The organism is Myxococcus sp. AM010 (genome assembly GCF_013372585.1).
Classification (GTDB): Bacteria; Myxococcota; Myxococcia; order Myxococcales; family Myxococcaceae; genus Myxococcus; species Myxococcus vastator.
This window is the reverse complement of sequence record NZ_JABXEO010000034.1, coordinates 41,633-55,894: the sequence shown is the minus strand read 5'-3', so window position 1 is coordinate 55,894 and position 14,262 is coordinate 41,633. Positions and strand designations below refer to the sequence as shown.

14 protein-coding genes and 1 pseudogene are annotated in these 14,262 nt (G+C 71.6%); 12 read left to right on the top strand and 3 right to left on the bottom strand.

The window, feature by feature from the left end:
- The first annotated feature begins 63 nt into the window (after nt 1–63).
- Nucleotides 64–1,368 (top strand): thymidine phosphorylase, encoded by a 1,305-nt coding sequence (locus HV826_RS17470; protein ID WP_176418162.1) that lies wholly within the window; start codon nt 64–66, stop codon nt 1,366–1,368.
- Nucleotides 1,369–1,466: 98 nt separating this feature from the next.
- On the opposite strand, the gene HV826_RS17465 is transcribed toward HV826_RS17470, so the two are convergent.
- Nucleotides 1,467–2,042, bottom strand: a complete 576-nt coding sequence (locus tag HV826_RS17465; RefSeq protein ID WP_368670944.1) for a DUF4328 domain-containing protein — start codon at nt 2,040–2,042, stop codon at nt 1,467–1,469.
- Between the two features lie 96 nt (nt 2,043–2,138).
- Nucleotides 2,139–2,240: pseudogene (locus HV826_RS37270) on the bottom strand (B-box zinc finger protein); the annotation flags it as partial.
- Between the two features lie 231 nt (nt 2,241–2,471).
- On the opposite strand from HV826_RS37270, the gene HV826_RS17460 reads away from it, so the two are divergent.
- The 4 genes from HV826_RS17460 to HV826_RS17445 all read left to right on the top strand — a co-directional run bounded on the left by HV826_RS17460 (nt 2,472) and on the right by HV826_RS17445 (nt 5,354).
- The gene (locus HV826_RS17460; protein WP_176418160.1) at nt 2,472–2,882 is read left to right on the top strand and encodes an SET domain-containing protein-lysine N-methyltransferase; all 411 of its coding nucleotides are present in this window, start codon (nt 2,472–2,474) and stop codon (nt 2,880–2,882) included.
- A 300-nt stretch (nt 2,883–3,182) separates the two neighbouring features.
- The gene (locus HV826_RS17455) at nt 3,183–3,548 is read left to right on the top strand and encodes a TIGR02266 family protein (RefSeq protein ID WP_255207805.1); all 366 of its coding nucleotides are present in this window, start codon (nt 3,183–3,185) and stop codon (nt 3,546–3,548) included.
- Between the two features lie 34 nt (nt 3,549–3,582).
- Nucleotides 3,583–3,987, top strand: coding sequence for a cytidine deaminase (locus HV826_RS17450; RefSeq protein ID WP_176410488.1), 405 nt, complete (start codon nt 3,583–3,585; stop codon nt 3,985–3,987).
- 20 nt (nt 3,988–4,007) lie between these two features.
- Nucleotides 4,008–5,354, top strand: coding sequence for a 5'-deoxyadenosine deaminase (locus tag HV826_RS17445; protein ID WP_176418158.1), 1,347 nt, complete (start codon nt 4,008–4,010; stop codon nt 5,352–5,354).
- Between the two features lie 3 nt (nt 5,355–5,357).
- On the opposite strand, the gene HV826_RS17440 is transcribed toward HV826_RS17445, so the two are convergent.
- Complete coding sequence (locus HV826_RS17440) at nt 5,358–6,725, bottom strand: HAMP domain-containing sensor histidine kinase (protein ID WP_176418157.1); 1,368 nt, start codon at nt 6,723–6,725, stop codon at nt 5,358–5,360.
- Nucleotides 6,726–6,986: 261 nt separating this feature from the next.
- Here HV826_RS17440 and HV826_RS17435 point away from each other — a divergent pair, with 261 nt between their 5' ends.
- The 7 genes from HV826_RS17435 to HV826_RS17405 all read left to right on the top strand — a co-directional run bounded on the left by HV826_RS17435 (nt 6,987) and on the right by HV826_RS17405 (nt 14,260).
- Nucleotides 6,987–7,724 carry a PspA/IM30 family protein gene (locus HV826_RS17435; RefSeq protein ID WP_176418156.1) on the top strand — a complete coding sequence of 246 codons (738 nt, stop codon included), beginning with the start codon at nt 6,987–6,989 and terminating at the stop codon, nt 7,722–7,724.
- A gap of 10 nt (nt 7,725–7,734) precedes the next feature.
- Complete coding sequence (locus tag HV826_RS17430) at nt 7,735–8,922, top strand: ABC transporter substrate-binding protein (RefSeq protein ID WP_176418155.1); 1,188 nt, start codon at nt 7,735–7,737, stop codon at nt 8,920–8,922.
- A 15-nt stretch (nt 8,923–8,937) separates the two neighbouring features.
- The gene (locus HV826_RS17425; RefSeq protein WP_163786156.1) at nt 8,938–9,741 is read left to right on the top strand and encodes a hypothetical protein; all 804 of its coding nucleotides are present in this window, start codon (nt 8,938–8,940) and stop codon (nt 9,739–9,741) included.
- 109 nt (nt 9,742–9,850) lie between these two features.
- A complete protein-coding gene (locus tag HV826_RS17420) occupies nt 9,851–11,506 on the top strand; it encodes a hypothetical protein (protein WP_176418154.1) in 1,656 nt (551 codons plus the stop codon).
- Nucleotides 11,503–12,204 (top strand): ABC transporter ATP-binding protein, encoded by a 702-nt coding sequence (locus tag HV826_RS17415; RefSeq protein WP_176418153.1) that lies wholly within the window; start codon nt 11,503–11,505, stop codon nt 12,202–12,204. Before HV826_RS17420 ends, HV826_RS17415 begins: the two co-directional genes overlap by 4 nt.
- Complete coding sequence (locus HV826_RS17410; RefSeq protein ID WP_176418152.1) at nt 12,201–13,484, top strand: ABC transporter permease; 1,284 nt, start codon at nt 12,201–12,203, stop codon at nt 13,482–13,484. The genes HV826_RS17415 and HV826_RS17410 overlap by 4 nt, the downstream gene beginning before the upstream one ends.
- Complete coding sequence (locus HV826_RS17405; RefSeq protein ID WP_176418151.1) at nt 13,481–14,260, top strand: hypothetical protein; 780 nt, start codon at nt 13,481–13,483, stop codon at nt 14,258–14,260. Before HV826_RS17410 ends, HV826_RS17405 begins: the two co-directional genes overlap by 4 nt.
- The last annotated feature ends 2 nt before the right edge of the window (nt 14,261–14,262 follow it).

The following is a 14,262-nucleotide window of genomic DNA, read 5'->3' as shown; positions in this document are numbered from 1 at the left end:
TACCAGATGCCCGCCCTTTCCCGGAGTGCATGAAGGGGTGGGTTCCTGCTATGGGCTCGCCTCGTGCAACCCTACGAGCTCATCAAGGCCAAGCGGGATGGCGGCCGGCTGGATCCGGCGGACATCCGTGCGTTCATCGAGGCGTATACGGCGGGGACGGTGGCGGACTACCAGATGGCGGCCATGTGCATGGCCATCTTCTTCCGGGGCATGGACTCCCGGGAGCTGGGCGCCTGGGCCCGCGCCATGCTGGAGTCCGGCGAGGTCCTGGACCTGTCCGACACGCCGGGTGTGAAGGTGGACAAGCATTCCACGGGCGGGGTGGGCGACAAGGTCTCCCTCAGCCTGGCGCCGCTGGCCGCCGCGTGCGGCGTCCCGGTGCCCATGATTTCGGGCCGCGGCCTGGGGCACACGGGGGGGACGCTGGACAAGCTGGAGTCCATCCCTGGCTTCAACGTCAACCTGCCGACGTCCGAGTACCGGCGGCTGGTGCGCGAGGTGAACTGCTGCCTGATTGGCCAGACGGCGCAGGTGGCCCCCGCGGACAAGAAGCTCTACGCGCTGCGGGACGTGACGGCGACGGTGGACTGCATCCCGCTGATTGCGTCCTCCATCATGAGCAAGAAGCTGGCGGAGGGCATCGACGCGCTGGTGCTGGACGTGAAGGTGGGCAGCGGCGCCTTCATGAAGCGCGACGAGGACGCGCGCACGCTGGCCAAGACGATGATTGGCCTGGGCGCGGAGATGGGGAAGAAGGTCGTGGCCCTGCTCACCGACATGGACCAGCCGCTGGGCCGCAAGGTGGGCAACGCGCTGGAGGTCATCGAGGCGGTGGACATGCTCCGCGGCAACGCGCCGGAGGACTACACCGAGATTACGTATGCCCTCACGGCGGAGATGCTGGTGCTGGGCAAGAAGGCCGCCTCCGTGGAGGAGGCGCGCGAGCAGCTGCGCAAGGTGGTGGAGGATGGCAGCGCGGTGCGCAAGCTGAAGGAGATTGTCCAGGTGCAGGGGGGAGACCCGCGCGCCATCGACGACTACTCGCTGCTGCCGCAGGCGAAGTCCACCGCGGACGTGGTGGCGCCCCGGGACGGGTTCGTCACCGGCATCGACACGGAGGGCGTGGGCCTGGCGGCGGTGGCGCTGGGCGCGGGCCGGCAGCGGACGGACAGCAAGATTGACCCGGCCGTGGGTTTTACGCTGCTGAAGAAGACGGGCGAGTCCGTGAAGCAGGGCGAGCCCGTGGTGCGCGTGCACTACAACGACGCGGCCCCGCTGGAGAACGTGAAGGCGCGCCTCCTGGCCGCGTACCACTTCGGCGACGCGGCCCCCGCGGCCCGGCCGCTCATCCGCGAGCGGGTGGAGTAGGGCGCGGCGCTGAGTGGTGACCCGGGAGCCCCCGTCGATGCCCTGCCAGGGCGCGGCGCGGGGCTCCTTTCACGTGGCGCCTCAGGGAGTGGCGCCGGTCAGGTCGCCTCCGCCTCCGCCCTGCGGGCCACGAGCAGCGACTCGATGTCCCGGATGACGCGGATGCACAGCACCGCCGCCGCGATGGAGAGGCTCTCCGCGAGAATCCCGGCGAGGAGCGACACGGACAGCGAAGAGGCGCTCGCGGTATCCGCCCGGGCGAAGGTGTTGCCGACGTTGCTGATGATGTTGCTGAGGATCCACGTCGCCCACCAGGCCGTGAGCATGGACCGCCGCTCAGGAGGGCCGCCCAATGCTTGCCAGAGGCCCCGCACCACCTCGAGCGGCTTGACGAGGTTGGCGAACGGAATGAACCAGCAGAACGTGGCCCAGCCGGTTGATTCGTCGCTCAAGCCCAGGGCATTGGCGGTCTTCACGCTCAGGCGCAGCCAGCGCAGGTAGAGGACCATGGTGGCGAGCATCGTCAGCAGGGAGGGGAGCGCGAGCAGCGCGTTCAGTTGGTCGAAGGACTCGGCGTCTTCGAGGCTGGGGCTCCCATTTTCGAAGCTCAGGTAGAGCCAGAGGTTGAGGATGGCGACCGGGACGGCGAGGACCGCGCTCGCCGCCAGGGCCACGCTCGCCCACCGCGTCCGGGCCCGGGTGAAGGGCAGCGCCTGGACCTGCCGAGCGGAGCAGGGTGCGCAGACACCCGCCTGGGCTGTCCGGCACTTCGCGCAGAGAAAGCGCCCGCACCGCTCACACGTCCCCGTGGACGGTTCGCCATCATGTTCAGGGCAGACGGGGGCTGTTTCGGGAACGGCGGATTCGGTCATCATGGTGTCGTCAGGGCAAGGGCAGGCCGCCGCGCACGCATCGCGCGTTGGAACGAATAGGGAGCGGGCGGGAGGAGGACCTTCGGCGGCGCACTCTAGCGGGAGGGCCCGTCGTCGCACAGAGGTGCCCCGGACCCGGCCCGCCACCGGGAGACGGTCGGCACCTTCTGGCTTCACCCCGCACAGGGAAGGCGCCATCCTTCAGCCCTGAGCCATTCGGGGCAGGGGAACATGAACCAGGGCGCGGCGCTGTACATCCATCCGGGCGTGAAGGTCCGGCCGTGCGAGTGGGGCTACGGCGTCTTCACCGACGCCTTCATCAAGGCGGGCGACCTCATCGAGGAATGCCACTACCTCAAGCTGCCGCGCACCCTCTCCCAGAACCCCCAGCTCCAGGACTACGTCTTCCTGCTCAAATGGGCCGCGCACGAAGTACCCCGGCAGGGCGAGTGGGTGGCGCTCGTGCTGGGGTATGGGATGATCTACAACCACGCCCGCGAGCCCAACACGTCCTATCACCGCGAGGCGACCCGGGACGTCTTCTGCTACCACGCGCTGCGGGACATCCACCCCGGCGAGCAGCTCTGCATCAGCTACGGCGAGGACTGGTGGGCGTCCCGGGATCAGGGCGTCCCGGCCTGAGCGCCTCGCCCAGCCCCCCCGCGCCGGGCCCCCGGTGGGGCGCGGGCAATCCGCCAAATGGCCCGGCCTGGAACGGTGGGGCCCCAAATTCCCGGCCTCGCGCGCGGGTGTTCCCTCGTATGATGCCCAGATGACGAGGCGTCGTGACAAGGCGGGGAGGGCGGTCGGAGGGGTGGACGTCGTCTCGGACGAGACGGCGGCACGCGTCTACGGTATGGGCTCGCGGGCCAGGACCCACGGGGACGTGGGTTTCAAATGCGTGGCGGTGGCGCGAGCATGAGCGGCAGGGAGGTAGCGGCGATGGCCGAGAGGAACGACTCGATGAGCGACAAGGCCGAGGACCGACGGGACTCACCCCGGGTCCCCATGCGCCTGAAGGTGCGCCGGGAGGACAGCTCGGGGGACTTCGAGCAGCATGAGGGAGACCTGTCCCTGGGCGGCTGCGCCTGGCAGGGCTCCGGGTGGGCGCAGGGGACGCGGGTGGAAGTCCGCTTCCACCTGCCCATGCTCCCCGATGAGGTGGTGGCGAAGGGTGAGGTGCTCCACGTCACGCAGGGCGCCAACGGCCCGGCGGCGCGGGTCCGCTTCGTGGACCTGCCGGTGGAGTCCGAACTGGCCATCGCGCGCCACCTGGATGACGTGCAGCGCGGTACGGCCCGCTCGTAACGGCCCGCAATCCGGCTTCGTGTAGGAGGGCGTCATGGCGGACGAGGTTCCCTGGGAGCGCCTGTTCGAGGAAGCCGCGCGCGTGCGTGCGCGCGCCCACGTGCCCTATTCACGGTTCCCCGTGGGGGCCGCCGTCCTCTATGCGGACGGCGCCGTGGTGGCCGGCTGCAACGTGGAGAACGCCACCTACGGGCTCACCGTCTGCGCGGAGCGCAATGCCTTCGCCGCGGGAGTGGCCCAGGGGCACACCCAGCCGGTGGCCGTGGCCATCGTCGTGGACACCCCCGAGCCCTGTCCTCCGTGTGGCATGTGCCGCCAGGTCATGGCCGAGTTTGGCGGGCAGGAGTTGCCCGTGCGCAGCCGGACGCCGAAGGGCGGCGAGGCGCGCTACACCCTGGGAGGGCTGCTGCCGCATGCCTTCACCAAAGACTTCCTCTAAAGAGAGAGCCTGAGCACGCCGTGGATTTGCTCCTGACTGGTGGCACGGTTGTAACGATGAACCGCGAGCGCGAGGTGCTCGTGGATGCGGACGTCCTCGTCCAGGATGGGCGCATCGCCAAGGTGGGCCGGGGCCTCAAGCCCCGGGGCACCCGGCGGGTGGTGGACGTGACGGGCAAGGTGGTGCTGCCGGGCCTCATCCACGGCCACCTCCACGCCTGTCAGACGCTCTTCCGCGGACGCGCGGATGGACTGGAGTTGCTGGACTGGCTCCGCGAGCGCATCTGGCCCTTCGAGGCCGCGCACGACGCCGCGTCCATGCGGGCCTCCGCGGACCTGACCTTCGCGGAGCTCATCCGCTCGGGCGCCACGGCGGCGCTCGACATGGGCAGCGTGTACCACTACGACGCCGTCTTCGAGTCGGCGCGGGACTCCGGCTTCCGGCTGGTGGGCGGCAAGGCGATGATGGACGCGGGCGCGGGCGTGCCCGCGGGCCTGCGCGAGAGCACCGAGGCGTCGCTGCGGGAGAGCCTGGCGCTGAAGGAGCGCTGGCACGGCACGCACGACGGCCGGCTGCGCTACGCCTTCGCCCCGCGCTTCGTGCTGTCCTGCACCCCGGCGCTGCTGCGCGAGGTGGCGCGGCTGGCCCGGGAGCACGGGCTGCGCATCCACACCCACGCCAGTGAGAACGCGAAGGAGACGGACGCGGTCCGCCAGTACACCGGCGGCGAGGACAACGTGGCCTTCTTCCACACGGTGGGGATGTCCGGCCCGCACGTGACGATGGCCCACTGCGTGTGGCTGTCCCAGGAGGAGCAGGACCTCCTGCGCGACACCCGCACGGTGGTGTGCCATTGCCCCGGCTCCAACCTCAAGCTGGCGTCGGGCATCGCCAAGGTGCCGGAGCTGCTGGAGGCCGGCGTGGCGGTGGCGCTGGGCGCTGACGGGGCGCCCTGCAACAACACGCTCGACATCTTCTACGAGATGAAGCTCGCCGCGGTCATGCACAACCCGCGCGTGGGGCCGTGCGCGATGACGCCCATGCGCGTGCTGGAGATGGCCACGCTGCACGGCGCCCGGGCGCTGGGCCTGGAGGACGAGGTGGGCTCGCTGGAGCCCGGCAAGCGCGCCGACATCACCGTGGTGGACGTCAGCGGCCTGCACGCGGGCCCCACGCCCGAGGACGTGCTGGTGCCGCTGGTGCACTCCGCGCGGGGCAGCGACGTGGCGCACGTCTTCATCGACGGCCAGCCGGTGCTGCGCGACGGCGTGCTCACCACGCTGGACGCCTCCTCCGTCCTGGCGAACGCGAACGCGCAGGTGGCGCGCATCCTCAAGCGCCGCCAGAAGAAGGCGCGCAGCGGCTGAGGCTCAGGCCGGCAGCCGCAGCACGAAGGACGTGGACCAGCCGGGCGCGTCCTCCACCGCCAACCGCCCGCCGTGGGCCTCCGCGGCGAGCCGGCAGAAGTAGAGCCCCAGGCCGTAGCCCCGGCGGCTGTCCCGCTCCGGGTCGGCCTGCCCGTACTTGTCGAAGATGCGCCCGCGCGCCTCTTCGGAGATGGGCGGGCCGTCGTTGCGCACCGCGAGCCAGCGGCCGTCCTCATCCGCGCCGGCCTCCAGGCGCACCCGCCCGCCCGACGGGGCGTAGCGCAGGGCGTTGGTGGTGAGGTTCTCCAGGACGCGGACCAGCAGGCCGGCGTCGCCCACCAGCTCCAGCCGCGCGGGGACCTCCGCGTCCAGGGTGAGCTTGCGCGCGCGCGCCATGCCCTCCAGGGAGCGGCGCACGTCCTCCACGATGCGCGTGGCCGGGAAGGTGGCCCGCTGCGGCTCCAGCCGGCCTTCCTCCAGCCGGGGCACGTCCAGGAGGTCGGAGATCATCCGGTCCAGCCGCGCGGTGACGGCCAGTCCCGTGCGGACCGTCTCCCCGAGGCCGCCGTGCCGGGGCACCTCCTGCTCCATCCACGACAAGGACAGCGTCAGCGCCGACAGGGGCGAGCGCAGGTCATGGACCAGGAACTCGGTCAGCTGCTCCTTGTCCCGTTGCAGCCGCTGCAGCTCGGCGTTCTGGGCCTGGGCATCCGCCAGCATGCGCTCAATCGTGCGGCGCGCCTCCTCCACTTCCTGGAAGCGGCGGGCCTCCAGCGCCCGGTCCACTTCCAGGCGGGAGAGCGTCACCGCCAGGCCGCGCAGCCGCCCGGTGCCGTAGTGGCTCACCACGGCCACCAGCACCAGCGCCACCACGGCGATGGCCACCGCGCCCCAGCCCACGTCCGCCTGCCGCATGAGCGTCGCCTGGGCCACGGCGGACAGCAGCGCGGTGCCGTAGACGACGGTGCCGCGCATGCCCAGCCCGCTCAGGGCGACGACGAGCGCGAACAGGCCCAGGCTGAAGCCCGCGACACCCGCCGGAAAGGGCGACACGGGCAGGGTCGTGGCCTGGAGCCAATACACGAGCCCCACGTCCACCAGGGACTGCACCGCGCCCAGGCCCCGGGCCACGCGCCGCTGGCGGAGCATGAACAGCACGCCAGCGACCGAGGCGTAGAGCCCCAACGCGGGTGGGTACACGCCCCAGTCCCGGCCTCCGGCCAGCCACAGCGTGGTGCTGATGGCCAGGAAGAGGGCGGCGCCGACGAGCCGCACCGCCGCGCCCGCGCCGACGACGCTCCGCCGCTGGGCGTCCATGGCCCGCGACATCGTCTCTTCGAGCGGGCCGGGCACGGGAGGCGGAGACGTCACGAGGCGTGGGTTTTCCCCGCTTCCTTCGTTGCTTGCAAGCCCTGCCACCTATCGTGCGGAAGCGGACGGAAGGGCGGACGCAGCGCGGGCGGGCCCCATTTTCCGGCGCGGAACCGTCACGTCACGCTTTTGTATCCGCCGCAATCGCCTTAGGTAGAAGCGCGTAAGGACAGAGAAGCCATTGGGACTGTGTCTGCTTGCTCGCCCCGGCAATCGTGTAAGGTGGCTGCAAGTAGGTCTGGACGGAGGTAGACCGCCGATATGTGGCAACGATTCAAGAGAGCAATGCGCAGCTTCGCCGGGTTCTTCGTCTCCTCCATCGAGGACCCGGAGTTGATTCTCGAGCAGAACGTCCGTGACCTGAACGACCAGGTCCCGAAGATGAACGAGTCCATCGCCATGGTCCGGGCGAACGTGACGCTGCTGGAGAAGGAGAACGCCAAGTACCAGGACGACGTGCGCTCGCTGACGGCCAAGGTGAAGGCCGGCATCCAGGCGGGCCGTGACGACCTGGCCGCGCAGTACGCCTCCAAGCTCCAGATGGAGCGGGACGCGCTGGCCCGCAACGAGCAGCAGCTCGCCACCGCGCGCCAGGCCTACGAGAAGGCCCTGTCGGTGAAGAAGGCGTTCATGCGCGAGAAGGAGCGCAAGACGCAGGAGGCCATGAACGCCATCCGCGAGGCGCGCCGCGCCAAGTGGCAGGCCAAGGTCGCCGACACGATGGAGTCCTTCACCGTGGCGGGCATCGACTCCACCCACGATGAGATGCTGCGCAAGGTGCAGGAGAAGTCCGCCATCAACGAGGCCCGCATGCAGATGGCCCTCGAGTCGGTGGACCACACCGCGGCGAACATCGAGGAAGAGGCGGAGAAGATCCAGGCCGACGAGCTGGTGAAGCAGTTCAAGATGGAGATGGGGCTCGTCAGCAGCCCGGCGCCGGTGTCCGAGGTGGGCAGCGGTCCGGAGAAGACCATCGGCAAGAAGGTCGGCGTCGAGTAGTCCGTCTTGAATGAAGCTCCACCGCGGTCCAGGTCTCTTCCTCTTCCTGTTCCTCTGTGCGCTCGGCGCGAGCTACGTGCTCGCGTCGCGCATGGGGTACCTGGACCGCTTGCAGGAGCGGTACTTCCCGTCCACGCGTGAGGCGGTCCGCCTGTCGCCGGGAGACTTCCCGGCCGGCGTGGCGGCCCCGGTGGCGGACGTGGCCTCCGTGCCCCTGCGGCCGGTGCTCATCGGCTTCAGCCCGCGCGGCGCCTCCGCGGGCCTGCTGGTGGCGGCGGGCGGGGCGACGACGCTGGACAACCCGGTGCCTCCGCCCGGCGCGCCGCAGGGGCTGCTGAAGACGGCCTATGCGCTGGACGCGCGGGCGGTGCTCTTCGCCAAGGAAGACGACCTGCGGCACGCGCTGGCCATTGGCGCGGAGAACGGCGGCGTGGACATGGCCACCCTGTCCGTGGACCGGCTGGCCGCGTGGGCGCCGTCGCTGCGGGACGCGGCGCCCCGCACGCTGATGCTGGTGGGGCGCAGCCGGGGGCAGGAGGCCCTGGCCGCGGTGGGTGTGCCGGACCTCGCCTCCCTGCGCGGCAAGCGCCTGGGCGTGTATCCGTATGGCTCGTCGCACTACTTCGCGCTGTGGCTGCTGTCGCGCGCGGGGCTGCGCATCACGGACGTGCGCTGGGTGGAGCTGCCCACCACCTTGGATGCGGGGCGGGCGCTGCGCGAGGGCCGGGCGGACGCGGTGGTGGGGCTGTGGGGGGACGTGGAGCTGGCGGCGCGGGACCGGGGCGGCGCGGTGCTGGCGACGACGGCGGATGCGCCGCACCTGGTGGCCACGGTGCTGGTGGCCCGGGGGGACTTCGCCGCGCGCTACCCGGACGCGGTGCGGCGGGTGCTGCGGGGGCTCCTGGACACGGGGCAGAGCGTGTTGAAGGACCCGACGGCGGGGGCCCGGATGCTGGGCGAGGTGGCGCCGTACCTGGGTGACCCCATTGAAGCCATCCGGAGCGCGCCGCCGGCCACGCTGGCGGACAATCGGGCCTTCTTCGGGCTTTCCGGCGAGGCGCCCGTCACCTATGACGAGCTCTTCCAGAGCGCCGCGGCGCTCTTCCAGAAGTTGAAGCGAGGGCCTCCGGTGCCTCCCGCGGAGGACACGAAGGATTTGGGGGCCTTGAAGTACGTGTCGGAGGCGCGCGGCCCCTGACGCTGGAGGACGGACGTGGCGAAGTCGCCGAACTACATCAAGGCCGCCTTCATGATGCCCGCCAACCTGGTGGGGCTGGGCACGGCGGCTGCCTCGGCGGCCATGACGGGCGAGCCGCTGCCCATGCTGGTGGCGCTGGGCCTGGAAGGCCTCTACCTGGGCGTCATGTCGTCCATGAAGCGCTTCCAGCGGGCGGTGCGGGCGAACACGCTCGACGACCCGGAGGCGGCGCGCAAGGCGCTGGACGCGCTCCAGGCGGACCTGGCGCCCTCTCAGCGCGAGCACTACCAGCAGCTCGTCGGGCTGAAGGAGAAGATCCTCGCCAACTACCGGAAGCTGCCGGGCGGCAAGGTGTTGGAGGCGGACAGCGAGCCCCGGCTGGATGCGCTGCTGACGTCCTTCCTGCGGCTCATCTCCACGCTGAACCAGTACCGCACGTACCTGAACAGCTCCGACCGCGAGCACCTGCAGCGCGAGGTGGCGGAGCTGGAGGCGGACCTGGCGCGGGAGACGAACCCGCGGCTGAAGGACGTGAAGCAGAACCGCGTGGACATCCTCCGCAAGCGGCTGGCGCGCTTCGAGCAGGCCGGTGAGAGCCGCGAGGTGGTGAGCCACCAGCTGGCGGGCATCGAAGATTTGATGCGGCTGACGCACGAGCAGTCCGTGGCCATCCGCGACCCGGAGGTCGTCAACCGCCAGCTCACCATGCTGAGCGCGGAGGCGGAGGCCACCGAGGAGTCCGTGCGGCAGATGGAGCAGTTCCTCGAGTTCTCCGAGGAGACGCGGGGCCCGCTGCCCCACGGCGGCCGGGTGCGTTGAAGCTCCACGGCCCGCGGCCGTCGCCTGCCCATCATCCGGGCTCCCGGACTGGCGCTGGGGCCCCCACGAATCGGTTGACTCTCCGCCCCAGGCAGCCTGAGGTGCCCGCATGCTCCGCCGAGTCTGGCTCCCGTCCCTCCTCATCGTGCTCGCCGTCGCGGGCTGCTCCCGTTGTGGCAAGGACGCGGACCCCGCCGCCCCGGCCGCGACGGCGGGGGTGGCCCGCTACCTGCCACGCGACGCGCAGGCCGCCGTGGTCATCAATGACCTGGGGGCGCTGGGTGAGAAGCTCGCCCGCTTCCAGAAGCTGAAGGCCGCCTCGTTCGCCGCGCAGCTCCAGAACTTCTCCACCGCGGAGGGCTACGTCTCCGCGGTGATGCGCCAGATTGGCGTGGACCTGCGCAGCCGGCAGGCGCTCGAGACGGCCGGCATCGCGCCGGAGCTCGGCGCGGGCGCGGCGTTCCTCGGCGGCAACCGCGCCATCTCCGTGGTGGGCGTCAAGGACGCGGGCAAGCTCGAGGAGACGTTCGGCAACTTCGCGCGCAGCCGCCTGGGCGCGTCCGACAAGCAGCAGGCCTCCGTGGACGGCGGTGACCTGGTCACCTTCAGCCGTCCGGGCAGCGCCGCGCCCGCGCTGGGCATCTTCTTCGTGAAGGGGACGCGCTTCGCGCTGCTCGGCGCGGGGCCCACCGCCGCCACGCTGGGGACGCTGGCCACGCAGCCGGAGGAGCGCTCGCTCGCGAAGGAGCCGGTGATGGCGGCGTCGCTGCAACGGCTCCCGGCCCAGCGCGACTTCCACGTCTGGCTCCCGGGCGGCGCCGGACTCGTGCCGCCGGGCACCGTCCAGGGCGTCACGCTCACGGGCCGCATCGACGACCGCGCGGTGACGCTGAGCGCGGACGCGCCCTGGCCGGACACCGAGGCGTCGCTGGCGGCGCTGGACGCGGTGGCGCCCGCCGCGAGCGACCTGCTGGCCCCGCTGCCCGCCGACAGCTTCCTGGTGGCCCGGTTCCGCGGGGACGCGTCGCACCTCGACGGCGTGTGGCCCTATCTGGCCGGCGGCTATCTCACCCGCGCGGTGCAGAACAGCGGCCTCAACGTGAAGACCGAGCTGCTCGACAACCTCAAGCCGGGCGCGGTGCTGGGCCTGTCGCTGTCGCCCACGGTGAACCTGGGCGCGGGCATGCCGGCGTTGGATTTGCGCCGCACCAACCCCTTCCGCTTCGTCCACCTGGTGGCGCTCGCGGACGCCGAGGACGCTCCGAAGATGCAGTCCACGCTGGAGCAGCTGCCGCGCATCGCGGAGAACTTCGGCGCGAAGGTGGAGGCGTCGGACTTGAGCGGCCAGCGCGTGTACCTCACGACCTACCGCGCGGGCGAAGGCGCGCACTTCGCGCTCGCGCCTGGCGGGCGGCTGGTGGTGGCCTCGCCCAAGGCGCGGCTGGAGTCCACGCTGGCCTCGCTCGCGAAGCCCTCGGGTGACGGGCCGGTGGCCGCGGACCTGAAGGACGCGGGCCAGGACGCGGCCTTCAGCGCCGTGCTGGATTTGCGGCGCCTGTCGGACGCGGTGAAGAACCTGCCGTCGGAGGCCTGGGGTATTGGCGGCTTCGCCATCAAGGCCACCACCGTGCGCTGGCTGGAGGCCGTGGACGACCTGCGCGCCGTGACGCTGGCCGTGTCCCGCAAGGACAAGGCGCTCCAGGCGGAGCTGTCCCTGCGCCTGGCGCCCTCCGCCGCCACCTCCAGCCCGTCGGCCGCGCCGTGATTCAAGCCCGGGACGTCGTGAAGACGTACGTGGATGGCGACGGCACCCAGGTGCGCGTGCTCGACGGCATGTCGCTGGACGTGGCGGAGGGGGAGTTCGTCGCGGTGGTGGGCTCGTCCGGCAGCGGGAAGTCCACGCTGCTGCACCTGCTGGGCGGGCTGGACGTCGACTACCGCGGCGACCTCCGCGTGGGCGGCGTGACGCTGCGCGGCCTGGGCGACAAGGCCCTGGCGCGCTTCCGCAACACGCACGTGGGCTTCGTCTTCCAGTCCTTCCACCTCATCCCCAACCTCTCCGCGGTGGAGAACGTGCTGTTGCCGTCGCACTTCGGCGCGGCGCCCCCGGATGCGCGCGCGCGCGCGGAGGCGCTGCTGGAGCGCGTGGGCCTGGGCACGAAGAAGGACCGCGCGCCGGTGCGCCTGTCCGGCGGCGAGCGGCAGCGCGTGGCCATTGCCCGCGCCCTGTTCGGCAAGCCCCGCCTGCTGCTGTGTGACGAGCCCACGGGCAACCTGGACGCGGCCACCGGCACGGGCGTCATCGCCTTGTTCCAGGAACTGCACCGCGAAGGGCTCACCGTGTTGTGCGTCACCCATGAGGAGCGGATGAGCGCTGTGGCTGGACGGGTGCTGCGGCTCAAGGACGGGCAGCTCGTGGAGGAGCGCGCGGGACTTCAGGTGGCCACGGGAGGTTCGCCATGAGGCTGGACGCGCTGGCCCGGCTGGTCCGGCTGAGCCTCGCCCGCGAGCGCAAGGGGGCCTTCTTCTCCGCCTTCGGCGTGGCCATGGGCGTGGGCGCGCTGGTGTTCTTCGTGGGCCTGGGCCTGGGCGTTGGCGCCGTCATCCGGGAGAAGATCTTCCCCACGGACGCGCGGCTGGTGGACGTGGTGCCCCCGGCGGTGTCGCTGGGCTCGCTGCTGGGCGGTGGCAAGCTGGACGCGCCCACGGTGGAGCGCCTGCGCGAGCTGCCCGGCGTGGAGGCCGCCTACCGGAAGATGAACGTGCGCGTGCCCGCGGTGACGCGCTACGACGGCGTCTTCTTCGGCACCCGGCTGCGCATGGGCATGGAGGTGCTGGCCCTGGGCGTGGAGCCGGCGCTGGTGCAGGGCGACGTGCAACTGGGCGAGTTCAAGGACGCGGGGGAGGGGCAGCCGATTCCGGCGCTCGTGTCCACGCGGCTGTTGGAGCTGTACAACAAGACGTTCGCCCCGGCGCGCAAGCTGCCGCAGCTCTCCGCCAACATGCTGGTGGGCTTCGGCTTCCCGGTGGAGTTCAACCGCTCCTACGTGGCCGCGGCGTCCGCGTCGGGGCCCACGCAGCCCGGGCAGGCACAGGTGGTGGGGGCGTCCGACCGGGCGCTGCTGGCCGGCATCACCATTCCGCTGGAGGCGGCCGTCCGCCTCAACCGTGCGTTCGGCGTGGACGCGGAGAACTACTCCGGCGTCACGCTGGTCGCCACGGACCCGTCTCAGGTGCCCGTCATCGTGGACGCGGTGAAGGGCATGGGGCTGGAAATCGACGACCAGGAGCGCCGGATGGCGGAGAACTCGGGCGCGGCGGTGGCGCTCACCACGTCCGCGCTGGCGCTGCTGTCCCTGCTCATCTGCGTCCTCGCGGCGGTGAACATCGCCCACGCGTTGTCCGCCTCCGTCCGGGCGCGCGCCAGGGAGATTGGCGTCATGCAGGCGGTGGGTGCCTCACGCGCGGACATCCGCGCCATCGTCCTGGCCGAGGCCGCCGTGGTGGGGCTCGCGGGCGGCGCCGCGGGAACCACCGCCGCGCTGCTGCTCTCCCTGGGCGTCAACCGCCTGGCGGCGGGCTACCTGCCCAACTTCCCCTTCAAGCCCGACAGCTTCTTCTCCTTCCCCTGGCCGGTGGTGGTCGGCGGTGTCGCCCTGGGGCTCGTCGCCGCGCTCGCGGGCGCGTACTTCCCCAGCCGCCGCGCCGCCGCCACCGACCCCGCACGCACGCTCGCCGGATGACACTTCCTTCTCGCAAGACGCTGCTTGGCAACACGCTGAGCTTGATGGCCATCGCCTGGATTTACGGAGGCGACCTCTCCGACGCCGTGCGCGCCCGCACCGCGGACGTGTCCGCCTTCATGACGGTGCCCTCCCTGGAGCGGCCCGCCGTGGTGCTGGCGGTGGCCGCGGTGGCCGCGCTCGCGTTCGTCGTGGGCCTGCTCCAGCGCAAGGCCGAGGGCTTCAAGGGCTACCGGCTGCTGCCCATCGTCCTGGTGGGCGCGCTCTTCGTGGACCTCGTGCTGTCGGAGAGCCGCACGCCCCTGACGTCCACGGACATCGCGTCCATGGCGCTCCAGCGCTTCCACCAATCCGCGCAGGAGCGCACCTCCGCGCTGGAGGTGCCGGATGACCCGCGCCTCCTCCAGTCCCTGCTGGAGGAGCTGGGCCGGCCGCCGTACCTCGTGCGGGGGGAGCCACTTCCGGGGTACTCCCTCCAGGTCCGAAAGGACTGCGAGGGCCCCGTGCAGGACGCACCCGGTGTGCGCCCGGGGACGCTGCTCTACTGCGTGGCGCCAGAACGGCAGGGCGCCTGGGTGACGATGGTGGGCCTTCCCGCGGAGGAGCGCTTCGGCTCGCCGGCCGTCGTGTCCGTCGCGGGCGAGGCGCGCTTCCTGCTGGTGCGCCCCATTCCGCCGGATGAGGCGGAGCCAGGAACCGCATTCCGCGACAGCCTTGCCGCCCCACCGTCACCCGCCGGTGACACGGACGCGGGTCCTCCTCGGGCCGGGCCCTGATC